Annotated in this window: 8 protein-coding genes; all 8 read left to right on the top strand. The window is 34.6% G+C overall.

What is annotated here, in order from left to right; all coding sequences use genetic code 11:
- Positions 1–179: 179 nt before the first annotated feature.
- The 8 genes from J2W95_RS11805 to J2W95_RS11770 all read left to right on the top strand — a co-directional run bounded on the left by J2W95_RS11805 (position 180) and on the right by J2W95_RS11770 (position 16,715).
- A complete protein-coding gene (locus J2W95_RS11805) occupies positions 180–1,610 on the top strand; it encodes a sensor histidine kinase (protein ID WP_310007210.1) in 1,431 nt (476 codons plus the stop codon).
- Positions 1,600–1,998: a response regulator gene (locus J2W95_RS11800; RefSeq protein ID WP_310007208.1), complete on the top strand. Its 399-nt coding sequence runs from the start codon at positions 1,600–1,602 to the stop codon at positions 1,996–1,998. Before J2W95_RS11805 ends, J2W95_RS11800 begins: the two co-directional genes overlap by 11 nt.
- Positions 1,999–2,375: 377 nt before the next feature.
- On the top strand, positions 2,376–2,975 hold the full coding sequence (locus tag J2W95_RS11795) for a TlpA family protein disulfide reductase (protein ID WP_310007206.1): 600 nt from the start codon (positions 2,376–2,378) through the stop codon (positions 2,973–2,975).
- Positions 2,976–3,004: 29 nt separating this feature from the next.
- Positions 3,005–3,871 (top strand): hypothetical protein, encoded by an 867-nt coding sequence (locus tag J2W95_RS11790; protein WP_310007205.1) that lies wholly within the window; start codon positions 3,005–3,007, stop codon positions 3,869–3,871.
- Positions 3,872–3,993: 122 nt separating this feature from the next.
- Entirely contained in the window at positions 3,994–4,584 is a 591-nt protein-coding gene (locus J2W95_RS11785) for a PAS domain-containing protein (protein ID WP_310007203.1), read from the top strand.
- Between the two features lie 720 nt (positions 4,585–5,304).
- Positions 5,305–13,791: a DUF7507 domain-containing protein gene (locus tag J2W95_RS11780; protein ID WP_310007201.1), complete on the top strand. Its 8,487-nt coding sequence runs from the start codon at positions 5,305–5,307 to the stop codon at positions 13,789–13,791.
- Positions 13,792–13,854: 63 nt separating this feature from the next.
- Positions 13,855–14,763, top strand: coding sequence for a PorP/SprF family type IX secretion system membrane protein (locus J2W95_RS11775; protein WP_310007199.1), 909 nt, complete (start codon positions 13,855–13,857; stop codon positions 14,761–14,763).
- Between the two features lie 14 nt (positions 14,764–14,777).
- Positions 14,778–16,715 (top strand): OmpA family protein, encoded by a 1,938-nt coding sequence (locus J2W95_RS11770; RefSeq protein ID WP_310007197.1) that lies wholly within the window; start codon positions 14,778–14,780, stop codon positions 16,713–16,715.
- Positions 16,716–17,095: the final 380 nt, after the last annotated feature.

Genomic DNA, 17,095 nt, shown 5'->3' with positions numbered 1-17,095 from the left:
GGAATCTTCAGAAGAAAATTGTTTTTTTTTATATTTTATTTGAGAGCGTCAATAGCAATTTTAACACAATTCAATGCGGGAATTTTGCTTGAAATCAGAATTTATCTGAATGGTGTCAATAGAATCTACAAGCCCTCTTTTGTGAAAAGTATAATTTTTTAGACTTAAAATAAAAAAATATGTCCCAACTCATTTTTTTTAGAAAACTACGGTCTTCCAATCTTTTCATTCTTTTGATAGTTGTATTTCTATCCTGTGCATTGTTGATTATAATTAATTTTTTTACAATTAAAACTTTATCAGCAAGCAGAGCGTATGTTAATGGAGAATCTCATTATTCAAAAGCACAGAAAGATGCTGTTCGGCACCTTATAGTCTATATATACACACGAGATAATAGAGAATTGGAATTATATAAAGAAGAATTGAAAGTTCCTCAAGGTGACGGTATTGCCAGGGTTGGACTTTTGAATCATAAATCTGATGCAGTTATTAGAAATGGATTTTTGGATGGTCGAAATAAAGAAGAAGATTTGGATGACCTAATTTGGATGTTCAGAAATTTTAAAAACGTTTCTTTTATGGCAAAAGCCATTAAGGAATGGGAGCAAGCTGATATATACATTAATCAGTTATCAGTGATTGGTATTGATGCCGAAAGGAAGATTAAAACCTCGAAGTTCGATTCTGTAACTAAACAAAAAATGCTTTCTGAGATTGGTCTTCTCAGTAATGAATTAACAATAAATGAACGCAATTTTTCCAATACACTCGGAGACGGAACACTTATCATAAAAGGCTTATTAATCAATATAAACATCTTTTTTATTCTGATTATCATAAGTAGCGTGAGTTTTTATTATTCCATAATGATTAAAAGGCTTATTGCTTCAAAAAAAGAAATTGAGGTTAAAAACGAAAATTTGATTATCCTTAATGGCGAGCTCGATAATTTTGTTTACAGTGTTTCCCATGATTTGAGATCTCCTATTACTTCACTCAAAGGCTTAATTGAAGTAGCGAAACTAGAAGATGATTTAGAACAAATTAATTACTATTTGATGCTAATGAGTCAAAGTCTTAATAAGCAAGACCAGTTTATAAGAGATATTGTTGATTATTCAAAAAACAAAAGAATAGGAATAATTGTAAAGACAGTAAGTTTAAACAAACTAATAGAGGACGCTATCATTCTTCATAACCACAATTTGAATGAGGATAAAATTATTATCACTAAAAATTTGTTTGTTGATGAAGTTCGAAGTGATAGTTTAAGGTTGAAAATTATTTTAAACAATTTACTTTCTAATGCTATAAAATATCTTGATGAGAGCAAAAAAGAAATGACAATATCCATCAGAACGTATAATTCAGGAGTGTTTCATAAAATCGAAATTGAAGATAACGGGATTGGAATTCAAGACGAATATAAGGATCATATTTTTGATATGTTTTTTGCGATTAATAAGAATAAAGGTTCTGGTTTAGGTCTTTATATAGTTAAAGAAACTTTAGAAAAACTTAATGGAACGATTGCTGTGTTTTCTGAAAGTAATGTAGGAAGTAAGTTTACAATAACAATACCTAATTTATATCTATATGGAAACTAATTATGCCTTTTTGGTAATAGAAGACAATCAAATTGATCAGTTTATTACAAAACAATTATTTAAGAAAATACTAGATATCTCCGAAATAAATATTGTAAACAATGGTAAAGAAGGAATCAAATGGGTGTGTGAAAATAGGAAAATAATTAACGAGTCACTAATTATTCTATTGGACATTCAGATGCCAATTATGAATGGATCTCAATTTTTGCTTGAGTATGAGAAATTAGAAGATGAACTAAAAAGAAGAACTCAAATTTTTATGCTTTCCTCTTCATTAGATACTGATGAAATTGAAAATCTCAAAAGTAATGTTTATGTCACGGATTTTTTAAATAAACCAATTTGCGTTAAGGAATTTGGTAAAAGGATATATTCTAATTTATAGAAATAGCTTTTTACTTTTTATAGGTTAGAATGTTTGTGTAGTTATAGATTTTGAATTGGCTTAAGAGGTCGTTTGTGGAGGCATTCTTTTCTCAGGGATAATACAGGAGATGAAGATGCTGTATGAATGGAAAATGCTTGAATCCTTGCCTTGTATTATGATATATAAATATAAGTTATAGAGGGCGGTGTAATGTGGGAGTTGTTGATTATTAGTTAATTAATGAGTTGTTTAAATTTTTGATTTTGAAGAAAATGAAAAGAAACAAGTTTTGTCGTTAATTTTTCAGCATATTTTATCTGTTTTATTTGCTGTATGTTGATTTTGATTTATAAATGTTAATTTTTTTAATTTTTCAACCAAAAACCAATCAAATTATGAAAAGAAAATTATTTCTTGGCTTGTGGCTTTCATTACTATTCGTTGCAATTTCAGCTTTATTTTGGAAGAATGAATACAAATACAGCTTGCCAACACCCATTCCTAAAAATCACCATGATGTTGCTATGGGGACACATATTGATTTAGGAAAAAGGGATGTTAAAAAGGACAAACCTGTTTTTATTCATTTTTTTAATCCTGATTGCCCATGTTCGAGATTCAATGTGCCACACGTAAGTGAATTAATTAAAAAATATGGTGACAAAATAGATTTTAAAATTGTAGTTCTTAATAAAGAAAAGGACTTTACTGTGGCTGAAATCCAAAATAAATTTGGTGCCACCGTACCTGTGTTTTTTGATGAAGAAATTGCTAAAAAATGCGGTGTTTTCTCTACTCCGCAAGCCGTTCTTATTGATGCCACCCAAAATTTATATTATCGTGGGAACTACAACAAAACAAGATATTGTACTGATGCAAAAAGTAATTATGCACAAATGGCAATAGATTCTTTACTAAGCCAAAATATTACTCCTTCGTTTGATGCTTTAGCATTAAGATCTTACGGATGTTCTTTACCCAAATGTATCAAATAAACCTTAACCTTAACCATTAATTAGTTACTATGAAAACAAAAGCAAGTTTGAATGAACAAGATTACCTCCACAGTTTTATGTCAACAATGACACGAAAATCAGATACTATTATTAATTATGTTCTTGTAATCTATTTTCTTCTCGGAATAGTATTGTCTTATAAATATGATACCTGGGAAATTGGTATTGGCGTTGGAAGTCTAAATTTAATCGCTTATTATTCTGCAAAATGGATTCTAAAAAAATCAAAACTATATCAATATGTACTATCTATAATCTTAGCGGTATTTATGGCACAGTATATTTATCAAATGCACGGTATGTTTGAAATGCACTTCACAGTGTTTATTGCCAGTACAATTTTGATTATTTATCAAAATTGGAAATTGCAAATTCCGCTAACGCTTTTGGTGGTTCTGCATCATGGTGGAATGGCTTATTTACAGAATTTTGTTTACACTGATAGGAATGGGCCACAAATATATTTTTCTCAAGTTAATTTTGATGTTGAAACATTTCTTGTCCATGTTGTGTTGGCAGCTGTTGTTTTCTTTATGAATGGATACTGGTCTTATTATTTTAAAGAGCATAGTGAAGTTCATATTTCTAAGATTTCTGATGAATATGAATTGGAGAATATCAAGTTGGCATCAGAGAAATATAGTTCTTTAGCAGCTACAAATGAGTTTAATACTTTTATTCATAAAACAGCGCAGGACTTGAAATCACCATTAAACTCCGTATTGGACCTTATTGATGTATCAAAAGAACATACTGACAATGAAGTGCTTTTGAGTTATTTTGATTTGATTAAAGAAAATACCCAAAAAATTGATGTTTTAGTAAATGATATTCGCGGTAAATCAGTTAGTAGGGTCGTTGGGTTTCGTGATTAATCATTCTATGATTTATTGAAGAAATACTCGGAATCACATTCAAAGGAAAACAGTTATTAGGTCTTTTTCGGCCAACATGCTTTATAAAAAGCAATTCATTTTATATACAAAAAACAATATTTATGGAAATAAGAACTACACGCCCAACTCCATCTGACAGGGAAGTCGATTGGAACAAAAGTAAAGTACTGTTAAGTAAAACAGATCCCAAAGGAACAATTTTATATGCCAATGAAGATTTTATTGACGTGTCAGGTTATGATGAGTTTGAACTGATTGGTCAACCGCATAATATTATTAGACACCCTGATATGCCAAAAGTGATTTTTAAATTTCTGTGGGATAGTATTCAAGCCAATAAAAACATTCATGCCATTATCAAAAACATGTCAAAAACAGGCAGATATTATTGGGTGATTACCGATTTTAAAATTATTACAGATTCTGATGGTTCCATTGCTGGATTCTTTGGAACTAGAAAATCAGTTTCTGAAGATATTATAGTGAAGTTTATTGAACCTCTATATAAAAAGCTGATACATATAGAAGAAGCTAGTGGACTTAAAGCTTCTGAGGAATATTTGATTGGTTTTTTAGAAGAACGAAAAAAGACTTATATGGAATATATAGATCATCTTATAGCAACTGGAAAAGATGATAAGGATAAAATCAAAAAAGGAATTTTTACAGGAGTTTTTTCTAAAAAGAAATAGATAGAATAAATTTTGAGTTTTAAGTCTTTCCAATTTGATTTAACTAATTATAATAAATCTATTTCGAGACATTTATTAAGGCGACAAACAATCAGACGTTTGTCGCTTTTTTTGTTAATGTTGGAATTTGAGAGTTTGGACAGTATTTCGTCAAAGTCTAATTCTAAAATCAGGTATACACTAGTTCGCTGAACTCTTAATCATGAAGTTTTGTCTAAAATTATTGTAGCCTGAACCAAGTTTTGGTAGGTGTAACGTCACTTTTCGTATCCTAACTGGGAAACAACAGATTCCTTCTTTTCGGCAGTAGTACTGAGCATTATCATGAGTTTATATTTCCTGTATTGCCTTTTTTGGAGCCACTTTCATAAGGATGTTTTTTGCGTATTACTATTTCAAGATCAAGTAAGTAAGGGTGGTCTGTATTTGTAATATTAATCAATTCTCTTAAAAATATAGTACTAATTTAATTTTCCTCTAGTATTAATTCTATGCAGCTATCGGTTTTTGTTTGCAGTAATTTTTCAGCTACTCTTTTATAATACAATAAATTTACTTTGCTAATAAGTTCTTTGAGTCACTATTCAACGTTATTTATAAAAATTACTTCTGTAATAAATATTTCGTTAAATGTTTTTTTTATGACCTAATGTCGATTTGTTGTTAAAATGAAAAGAGTTAGGAATCAGGTCTTGTCTAAAAAGTTTAATCCTTTATTTTATGAGAAAAAAATACCCAAACCTTTCGATTAATCAATTAGATCAATCTACTGTATTAGAAATATTGATTAAAGGAGTGTTCAAAAGAATATTGTTTTCTATGATATTTTGTGTGTTTGCTACGACGACTATTTCGGCTCAATGCAATACTGAAACTCCACTTCCTTTTATTAACTCCACTTTTGGGAATTTGTCGGCAACAAGTAGTCTTGGTGGTGTGTGTTTACTTTGCTCAGCTTTTAATGAATCTAGACTTATTGATGCAGATTTAAATAATTTTGCAACTGCTACTGTTACTATTGGCGTTGCTGGTTCTGCAAATTATAGAGTCACAGATAACGATACAGATTATCTCGCTGGTACTTATGCGGGTTATAGGATTGATACTGGTGGTTTATTGAGTGTGAATTTGTTGAGTTCTATTATAATCAGAACTTATCTGAATGGTGTCCTGAGAGAAACATCTACGGGTTCTTCGCTTTTGGGTGTGGGATTACTCAATGGTTCTGGCAATAATTATGTAGTAGGTTTCAATACGAAAAAAAGTTTTGATGCTATTGAAATTTCAGTAGGAAGCTTAGTTGGTTTGTTGAATATGGTTAATGTTTATTATCCAGTAATAAGAAATTATTGTACAGGTCCAGCTTTGAGCTGTAATACGGCAACCGCAATGAATCTCCCAATATATCCTGTTAGTTTAGAAGCATCTCACACAGGCGTTTCGGGAATTACTGTTGGGAATATTTATAATGCTGAAAATGTGATTAGCTCCAATACAGGGGATTATGCTACAATATCTTTAACTGCAGGTATTGCAAGTTCAGGAAGTATTTCAGTAAAAGACCAACTTACAGATTACCCATCAGGAACTTATGCTGGTTTTGAAATAGAAAATTCTAATTTGCTAAGTGTTTCCGCTTTGGGGAATGTACGTATAACAACCTATTTAAATGGTGCACCACAAGATCAGTTTTTTGGAAATAATTTAGTTGTAAATGGTACTTTGTTAAATAATTCAGGTCGATATAAACTAGGTTTTGTGTCAACAAAATCCTTTGATGAAGTTCAAATTTCGATTAATCAAACGGTGGCATTGAATTTGGGTTCAACAAGAGTTTACAGTGCTGTTTTCGAAAATTTCTGTGCTGGACCTGATTTAGTTTGTAACACACAAACAGGAATGATTGCTCCAACTTATCCGGTTTATATTAATGGTGTAAATACAGGTATTGACGGTTTGGTTTGTGCACTTTGTTCTATAAATAATTCGGAGAATTTAATTGACCAAAACACATCCAATTTTGCTCAAATCAATTTAACAGCAAGTGTTGGAAACAGTGGTAGTATTTCGGTAAAAGATCAGATAACGGATTATCCGATAGGTTCTTTTGTTGGTTTTACGGTTGAAAATCCTTCATTGTTGAATGTGAATGCCCTTGATGCTATTACTATAAGAACGTATCTTAATGGAGTACTTCAGGAAATTAAATTTGGAAATTCTGCATTGGCTACAGTTGGCACTAATCTTTTGGTAGGAAGCAGTAAACATACAATTGGTTTTGTATCAACTAAAGCTTTTGATGAAGCTCGAATTACTATAACAAATACAGCAACGGTAAGTTTGGGTGTAGTGAATGTATATAATGCAGTTTTTCAAAAATTATGTCCGGTAACTTTAGAATGTAACAAAACGTACGCGTTGACAAATCCAACATTTCCTGTAGTCATTGATAGTGGTAAAACAGGTGTTGATGGATTGGCCTGTGTAGCTTGTGCTGTGAATAACACAAATAATGTTATAACAGCAAGCACTACCGATTTTGCCACAATTTTGGTGACAGCAGGCGTGATTTCACCAGCTTCTATAGCTGTTTTGGATCAATTATCTACATATCCTGTAGGTACTTATGCCGGATTTACCATAAAGGATTTAAATAGCTTAATTCAGTTGGATCTATTCAGCTCTTTAACAATTTCTACTTATTTGGATGGAGTATTAAGAGAGTCAAAAAGTGCTTCGCAGTTACTAAATCTATCTTTATTGACACCTTTTGGTTCTGGTTCTGGTGTCTATAATGTAGGTTTCAAGTCCACTCAAACTTTTGACGAAATCAGAATTAGTGTTGGTGCACTTGCAAGTGTAATAAATGACATTAATGTATATGGAGCATTTGTTAACACAGCAAATACAAGTGGAGGGACATTATATTGTGCCGTCATTGATGCTGTTGATGATGTTCTTTCTCCTACTGTTGGTGCTGTTGGCAACACTAATGCAGGTAATGTATTGGCTAATGATACTTTAAACGGAAATCCAGCCACCGTTAATGAAATTAACTTGTCAGTAATTACTCCAGCAACACCAATGGCAGTTGGGGCATCTGTACCTTTTATAGATCCTTTGACAGGAGTTATAAATATTCCTCCAGGAACTCCAAGTGGTAATTATTCAATTACTTACCAAATTTGCTACAAATTGAATTCATTGACTTGTGATTCGGCGACAGTGACGGTTTTGGTTACGTCAGCGGTTATCGATGCAACAAATGACAGTAATAGCACAACAATTTATGGAGCGACTGGAGGTAATACAGGAATTAATGTTTATGCCAATGATACTTTAAATGGTATTCCTGTAGTTCCATCAGATGTTATCTTGACTTCTTTACCTAACGGACCACTTACTGTAAATACAGATGGCAGCGTATTAGTAGCTCCAAATACTCCAGGTGGGACTTATACAATAGATTATACTATTTGCGAAAAATTAAATTCTTCAAATTGTGATACTGCTACGGTTACAGTTTTTGTCTCTTCTCCAAGCATAGCCTTGGTGAAAGTTGGAGCTGTAGGGGGCACTGGAGCAGTAACCGATTTGGTTAGTTATACTTTCACAGTTACTAATACAGGAAATACTACCTTGACCAATATCATTATCAATGACCCATTAACTGGCAGTACAAACTTAGCGGTAACTCCAAGTACATTGGCACCAAACGAAATTGGCACTGCGACCGCAACTTATACAATTCAGCAAGCTGATGTGAATGCTGGACAGGTAACAAACAGTGCAACAGTGACAGGAACTACGCCAACGAACGGAACAGTGACAGATACTTCAGGAACAACAATTACTACTGATGACCCCACAGTTACTACTTTGACCTCAACTCCAAGCATTGCTTTGGTAAAAACTGGAGCGGTTGGTGGAACTGGGACAGTAGGAAATATGGTTACCTATACTTTCACTGTAACAAACACTGGGAATACCACTTTAACTAATGTCATTATCAATGATGCTTTGACCAATAGTGTGAATTTAACTGTAACTCCAAATACACTGGCACCAAATGCAGTAGGAACCGCAACTGCAACTTATACAATCCAACAAGTTAATGTAAATGCAGGGCAAGTAACCAACAGCGCTACAGTGACTGGAACTACACCAACGAACGGAACAGTGACTGATACTTCAGGAACAACAATTACTACTGATGACCCCACAGTTACTACTTTGACCCCAAGTCCAAGCATTGCTGTGGTGAAAACGGGAGTAATAGGTGGAACTGGTGAAGTAGGGTATATGATTACTTACACTTTTACAGTTACGAATACTGGAAATACTACTTTGAACAATATTGTTATAAATGATGCCTTAACCAACAGTGTGAATTTAGCAGTAAGTCCAAGTACATTGGCTCCAAATGCCACAGGAACGGCAACGGCCAGTTATACTATTCAACAATCGGATATGGATGCAGGGCAAGTAACCAATAGTGCTACTGTAACGGGAACTACACCAACGGGCGGAACAGTTACTGATATTTCAGGTACAACGATTACTACCGATGACGACACTGTAAATATTTTGATTCAAAAACCTAGTATTGCTTTGGTAAAAACAGGAGCGGTAGGCGGAACAGGAGCGGTGGGTGATTTGATTACTTATACTTTCGCCATAACTAATACAGGAAATACCACTTTGAGCAATATTATAATCGATGATGCTTTAACTAATAGTGTGGATTTAGTGATAACTAACTCATTAGCTCCAAATGCAACAGAAACTACGACTGTAACTTATACAATTCAGCAATCAGATATTGATGCTGGAAAAGTGACCAATACTGCTACCGTAACAGGAACTACACCATTAGGCGGAACTGTAACTGACATTTCAGGAACAACAATTACTACTGACGACCCTACAGAAACTGTGCTTGCTCCAAGTTCGAGTGTTGCTTTGGTAAAAGTAGGTGTAGTAGGAGGAACGGTTGCAGTAGGTGATGTAATCACTTATGGTTTCACGGTGACTAACACAGGAAATACCACATTGAATAATATCATCATAAATGATGCCTTGACTAATAGCGTGAATCTAGTCGTAACTCCAAGTATATTGGTACCAAACGGAATAGGAACTGCGACTACAACTTATACGATTACCCAATCAGATATTGATGCTGGAAAAGTGACCAATACTGCTACCGTAACAGCCATAACCCCAACTAACGGAACAGTGACTGATACTTCAGGAACAACAATTATTACTGATGACCCCACTGTTACTACTTTGACTCCAAGTCCAAGCATTGCTGTGGTGAAAACGGGAGTAATAGGTGGAACTGGTGAAGTAGGGTATATGATTACTTACACTTTTACAGTTACGAATACTGGAAATATGACTTTAAATAATATTGTTATCAATGATGCTTTGACTAATAGCGTGAATTTAGCAGTAAGTCCAAGCACATTGGCTCCAAATGCCACAGGAACGGCAACGGCCAGTTACACTATTCAACAATCGGACATGGATGCAGGGCAAGTAACCAATAGTGCCACTGTAACGGGAACTACACCAACGGGCGGAACAGTTACTGATATTTCAGGTACAACTATTACTACCGATGACGATACTGTAAAAATTTTGATTCAAAAACCTAGTATTGCTTTGGTAAAAACAGGAGCGGTAGGCGGAACAGGAGCGGTGGGTGATTTGATAACTTATACTTTCGCTATAACTAATACAGGAAATACCACTTTGAGCAATATTATAATCGATGATGTTTTAACTAATAGTGTGGATTTGTTGATAACTAATATATTAGCTCCAAATGCAACAGAAACTGTGACTGTAACTTATACAATTCAGCAAGCTGATGTGAATGCTGGGCAGGTAACAAACAGTGCTACAGTGACTGGAACTACGCCAACGAACGGAACAGTGACAGATACTTCAGGAACAACAATTACTACTGATGACCCCACAGTTACTACTTTGACCTCAACTCCAAGCATTGCTTTGGTAAAAACTGGAGCGGTTGGTGGAACTGGGACAGTAGGAAATATGGTTACCTATACTTTCACTGTAACCAATACAGGGAATACCACTTTAACTAATGTCATTATCAATGATGCTTTGACCAATAGTGTGAATTTAACTGTAACTCCAAATACACTGGCACCAAATGCAGTAGGAACCGCAACCGCAACTTATACAATCCAACAAGTTAATGTAAATGCAGGGCAAGTAACCAACAGCGCTACAGTGACTGGAACTACACCAACGAACGGAACAGTGACTGATACTTCAGGAACAACAATTACTACTGATGACCCCACAGTTACTACTTTGACCCCAAGTCCAAGCATTGCTGTGGTGAAAACGGGAGTAATAGGTGGAACTGGTGAAGTAGGGTATATGATTACTTACACTTTTACAGTTACGAATACTGGAAATACTACTTTGAACAATATTGTTATAAATGATGCCTTAACCAACAGTGTGAATTTAGCAGTAAGTCCAAGTACATTGGCTCCAAATGCCACAGGAACGGCAACAGCCAGTTATACTATTCAACAATCGGATATGGATGCAGGGCAAGTAACCAATAGTGCCACTGCGACGGGAACAACTCCAACGGGCGGAACAGTTACCGATATTTCAGGTACAACGATTACTACCGATGACGACACTGTAAATATTTTGATTCAAAAACCTAGTATTGCTTTGGTAAAAACAGGAGCGGTAGGCGGAACAGGAGCGGTGGGTGATTTGATTACTTATACTTTCGCTATAACTAATACAGGAAATACCACTTTGAGCAATATTATAATCGATGATGCTTTAACTAATAGTGTGGATTTGTTGATAACTAACATATTAGCTCCAAATGCAACAGAAACTGCGACTGTAACTTATACAATTCAGCAATCAGATATTGATGCTGGAAAAGTGACAAATACTGCTACAGTGACTGGAACTACGCCAACTAACGGAACAGTGACTGATACTTCAGGAACAACAATTACTACTGATGACCCTACAGAAACTGTGCTTACTCCAAGTTCGAGTGTTGCTTTGGTAAAAGTAGGTGTAGTAGGAGGAACGGTTGCAGTAGGTGATGTAATCACTTATGGTTTCACGGTGACCAACACAGGAAATACGACTTTAAGTAATATCATCATAAATGATGCTTTGACTAATAGCGTGAATTTGGCGATAAACCCAAGTTCATTGTCACCAAATGAAATAGGAACTGCAACAGTAACCTATACAATTTCGCAATCAGATATTGACAAAGGGTTTGTGACCAATAGTGCCACGGTATCAGCAACAACTCCAACGAACGGAACTGTGACTGATACATCAGGAACAACAATTACTACTGATGACCCTACGGAAACTGTGCTTACTCCAAGTTCGAGTGTTGCTTTGGTAAAAGTAGGTGTAGTAGGAGGAACGGTTGCAGTAGGTGATGTAATCACTTATGGTTTCACGGTGACCAACACAGGAAATACCACATTAAAGGATATTGTCATCAATGATGCTTTGACTAATAGCGTGAATTTGGCGATAAGCCCAAGTTCATTGTCACCAAATGAAATAGGAACTGCAACAGTAACCTATACAATTTCGCAATCAGATATTGACAAAGGGTTTGTGACCAATAGTGCCACCGTAACAGCAATAACTCCAACGAATGGAACGGTGACTGATACATCAGGGACAACAATTACGAACGACAACGATACAGTAACGATACTGACTCAAAGCCCAAGTATTGCAGTTGTGAAAACTGGAATAGTGAGTGGAATTGGAAAGCAAGGAGATTTAATCACCTATACTTTCACGGTGACAAACACAGGGAATACCACCTTGAGTAATATCGTTGTCAATGATGCTTTGACTAATAGTGTGAATCTGGTGGTAAGCCCAAGTATATTGGCGCCAAACGGAATTGGAACTGCGACTGCAACTTATACAATCAAAGAATCCGATTTGAATACGGGTACAGTAACCAACAGTGCTACGGTAACGGGAACTACCCCAACAAACGGAACAGTGACTGATATTTCGGGAACTACAATTACTGACGACATCCCAACAGTAACTACACTGAATTCACAGATTAGTATTAAAATCATGAAAGAGGGTGTTTATGAAGACAAAAATAACGATGGTATAGCGAATATAGGAGATGTTGTAAATTATACGTTTACGATAACGAACACAGGTAATGGTGTTTTGGGAGATATTAAAATAAAGGATGATAATGTTCCAGCAGTTAGAGGAGTTTTGAGTGCTTTGGCCGCAGGTGCCTCCGATGGTATCACTTTCACAGCTGTGTATCCAATTACCGATGCGGATATAGCATTAGGATATGTTTATAATTCAGCTTTAGCATCAGCAATTTCTTCTGCAAACGCAACAGTTACAGCTTTATCTGAAGATCCTACTCCATGTGTTTTATGTCCAACAAATTCTAATTGCTTGACTTGTACAATTACAGCTATCCCTCAAGTATCCTCAATCGCAATTGTAAAAAAAGCAGTATTTGATGATAATAATGGAGATGGGTATGCAGTAATTGGAGAAACAATAAGTTATACTTTCACGGTTATGAATACTGGTAATTTACCACTTACAAATGTTATAGTTACTGATGCTTTACCAGGAATTGTGATTACAGGTGGTCCAATAAACTTAGCCGCAGGAGCAACTGATGGTACATCGTTTCATGGTATTTATCATTTAACTCAGCAAGATATTATTAGGGGAACTGTAAGCAATCAAGCTATAGTGAAAGGAATAACTCCATCTGGAACAGAAGTTGTCGATATGTCAGATGATGATAGTATTTTACAGGATGAACCCACAGTTTTGGGTATTGAGGGTTGTAGTCTGGAAGTTTTTAATGCAGTATCTCCTGATGGTGATGGTTTAAATGATTTCTTCCGTATTCGAGGTATAGAATGTTACCCAAAAAACACAGCGCAAATCTTTAATCGTTGGGGAGTTAAGGTATATGAGGCCGACGGGTATAATAATGATACCGTAATTTTTAACGGTATTTCTGAAGGAAGGGTAACGGTCAATAAATCTGAAGGGTTACCAAGCGGGACGTATTTTTATATTGTAAAGTACGAAGATTTTAGTGGTAACGGAATTGAAAAATCGGGTTATCTGAATTTAAGCAGAGATTAATTTGAAAATTTTCGAGTCATCATTATTATTTCTTCAGATAAAAAAAACAATAAATACCTACATATGAAAAACCTAGTAATTATTTTATTGTTAGTGAATATATCGATATATGCACAACAAGACGCACAATATACAAACTACATGTATAATACAATTAACATCAATCCGGCATACGCAGGTAGCCGTGGAGTAACGAGCATTTTTGGTTTGCATAGAACCCAGTGGGTGGGACTTGATGGAGCCCCGGTAACTAATACGCTTTCCGTAAATACTCCAATCCAAAATTCAAATGTAGGCATTGGTTTGTCTTTTGTAAATGATAGAATTGGGGCATCAGATGAGTCTTCAATTTCTGCCGATGTATCTTATACCATTCAAACTTCTAGTGATTATAAATTGTCAGTAGGATTGAAAGGAACTGCTAATTTATTGAATGTTGATTATTCAAAACTAAATCGATATGATTTGAATGACCCTAGATTTCAAAATAATGTTGATAATGAATTTTCACCCAATATAGGTGCGGGAATCTATTTTTATTCAGATAAACTTTATTTAGGATTATCTGTTCCTAATTTCTTGGAAACCGATAGTTATAACGATAATGCAACTGCTACTTCCTTAGAGCGTATGCATACCTATTTAATAGGAGGATATGTTTTTGATTTAAGTTCCAGTATTCAATTTAAACCAGCCTTTATGTGTAAGACAACCCAAGGGGCTCCATTGCAGGTTGATTTATCTGCAAATTTTTTATTCAATGAAAAATTTGTTTTGGGTGCGGCTTGGAGATGGGATGCTGCCATGAGCTTTTTGGCCGGTTTTCAAATCAATCAAGGCCTATACATTGGGTATGGTTATGATTTAGAAACTACCAAATTGGCCAATTATAATTCGGGTTCGCACGAAATATTTTTGCGTTTTGAGTTGTTCAAAAAACAGGAGAGAGTTGTATCACCAAGATTTTTCTAAAAAACGAGACAATTATGAAAAAAATAACTACCTATTTTATAGTGTTTATCATTGGTGTGATGAATGTATATTCGCAAAAGTCAAGTTTAGCCAAAGGAGATAAAGAGTACGGTCAATTTGCTTATGTTGATGCCATAAATACTTATGAAAGATTATTTGAGAAAGGATACAAATCTCCAGAAATGCTCGAAAAATTAGGGAATTCCTATTATTTCAAAGCAGATTTACAAAATGCAGCCAAATGGTACGGTGAATTATATTCATTGGCACCTGATTTAACACCAGAATATTATTATCGTTATGCACAATCTTTAAAGGCGATTAAAGAATACGATACCGCGGATAAAATGATGGCAAAATTTAGCCAAATGAATATTAATGATAGGAGAGCAAAATTGGCAGTTGAACAAAAAGACTATTTGGCCATAATCAAGAAAAATTCTGGGAGATATGCTATTGAAGACGCTGGAATCAATACTGAAAATTCTGATTTTGGAAGTTCTTTTTTTGGAGATAAGATCGTTTTTACTTCAGGCAGACCCAGTGGAAAAGTATATGAGAAAAAGGATTCCTGGACAGGCGAAGGTTTCACAAATCTATATATAGCCACTAAAAGTGATAATGGAGCACTTTCTGCAGCCGAACGTGTTTCTGGAAACATTAACTCCAAATACAATGAGTCAACGGCTGTTTTTACCAGAGATGGAGAAACCGTTTATTTTACCAGAAACAATTATTTGGAAAAAAAAGGAAAAGATAAAAACGGAACAATAAATTTGAAAATATATCGAGCAACATTGAAAAAAGGAGCTTGGGAAAATATAACCGAATTGCCTTTTAATAGTGATAATTACAGCGTAGCCCATCCTGCTCTAAGTCCTGATGAGAAATATTTATATTTTGCATCTGATATGCCTGGAACATTAGGACAATCTGATATTTATAAAGTTGCCATTAATTTAGATGGGACTTTTGGAACTCCAGAGAACTTAGGCGATATTATTAATACTGAGGGAAGAGAAACATTTCCATTTGTTACAGAAGATAATGAACTTTATTTTTCTTCAGATGGACATCCGGGATTGGGGGGACTGGATGTATTTGTTTATAAAGTAGAAAATGCAAAATGGTATAAAAAAGTATTGAATGTGGGCGAAACATTGAATAGTTCAAAAGATGATTTTGGTTTCTTGATTAACACGGTCACAAAGCTGGGCTATTTCACATCCAATAGAGATGGAGGAGTGGGGAATGATGATATCTATAAGTTTAAAGAGCTTAAAAAAATCCAATATCCCTGCGAACAATTTTTAGCTGGTAAAGTAACGGATAAAACAACGGGAATAGCATTGGATGGATCAAAAGTGACTTTGTTTGACAGTGAGTACAAAATGCTAAAAGTAGTTATGGCAGATAACAAAGGGGAGTTTGATTTTGGACCAATTGAGTGCAATGCCAAATATTACATCAGAGCAGATAAAGTAGCTTACAGCACAATTGAAGTACCAGTGGTTATCGCTAATGAATCCGGAACAACATTCGTTCCGTTGATGTTAGACAAAGCCATTAAAGAATTGAAACTTGGTGACGATTTAGCAATAGTTTTAGAATTGAAAACGATCTTATTTGATTTGAATAAGTCCAATATTCGCCCCGATGCTGCCATAGAGTTGGCTAAAATTTTGGATGTTATGCAACAAAATCCAAATATAAAAGTGGATATTCGGTCTCATACTGATAGCAGAAACACTGCAGAATATAATAGAAAACTGTCTGATAGAAGAGCCAAATCGACTATGGCATGGCTAGTAAAAAATGGAATTGATAAAACCCGTTTGACAGCCAAAGGTTATGGTGAATCTCAGTTATTGAATAAATGTTCAGATGGCGCAAAATGTTCGGAAGCTGAACATCAAGCCAACAGAAGAAGCGAATTTATTATTGTTAAGTAATTAGGGATACTATAATTAAGAGGTGAAATGTTTTAATTAAATTATATGATAAAAGGCGTTAATTCATAATGTAATTAACGCCTTTTATGATGTTTTTAATGAATTACTTCCCGATGCAGAAAATAGTAGTCCCATGTTTACTGGGCTTAACAGATTTAGAGGTACAAATGAGGTACAAATCTGAACAAAATATCGCAAAATAAAACAAACAAACCTTATTCATTTTTTCAATTGGAATGCAGAATTTTGTTAAACTGTAATAACATCTTTTTTAAGAACACATTAATCCAGTGGTTGAAGCAAAGTTATAAAATTTTGTTATACATTTTTATATTTTTATGGATCCCACTTAAGTCGTTTACTTTTATAAAAGTTATGGT

It is taken from the genome of Flavobacterium granuli, assembly GCF_031456055.1.
Lineage (GTDB): Bacteria > Bacteroidota > Bacteroidia > Flavobacteriales > Flavobacteriaceae > Flavobacterium > Flavobacterium granuli_A.
The sequence above is the reverse complement of the archived record's forward strand: the minus strand, read 5'-3'. Positions and strand labels throughout refer to the sequence as shown.

What these genes read in the sequence shown, in the direction of transcription:
- J2W95_RS11805 (WP_310007210.1), top strand. Translation starts at nt 180, where the DNA reads ATGTCCCAACTCATTTTTTTTAGAAAACTACGGTCTTCCAATCTTTTC.
- J2W95_RS11800 (WP_310007208.1), top strand. Translation starts at nt 1,600, where the DNA reads ATGGAAACTAATTATGCCTTTTTGGTAATAGAAGACAATCAAATTGAT.
- J2W95_RS11795 (WP_310007206.1), top strand. Translation starts at nt 2,376, where the DNA reads ATGAAAAGAAAATTATTTCTTGGCTTGTGGCTTTCATTACTATTCGTT.
- J2W95_RS11790 (WP_310007205.1), top strand. Translation starts at nt 3,005, where the DNA reads ATGAAAACAAAAGCAAGTTTGAATGAACAAGATTACCTCCACAGTTTT.
- J2W95_RS11785 (WP_310007203.1), top strand. Translation starts at nt 3,994, where the DNA reads ATGGAAATAAGAACTACACGCCCAACTCCATCTGACAGGGAAGTCGAT.
- J2W95_RS11780 (WP_310007201.1), top strand. Translation starts at nt 5,305, where the DNA reads ATGAGAAAAAAATACCCAAACCTTTCGATTAATCAATTAGATCAATCT.
- J2W95_RS11775 (WP_310007199.1), top strand. Translation starts at nt 13,855, where the DNA reads ATGAAAAACCTAGTAATTATTTTATTGTTAGTGAATATATCGATATAT.
- J2W95_RS11770 (WP_310007197.1), top strand. Translation starts at nt 14,778, where the DNA reads ATGAAAAAAATAACTACCTATTTTATAGTGTTTATCATTGGTGTGATG.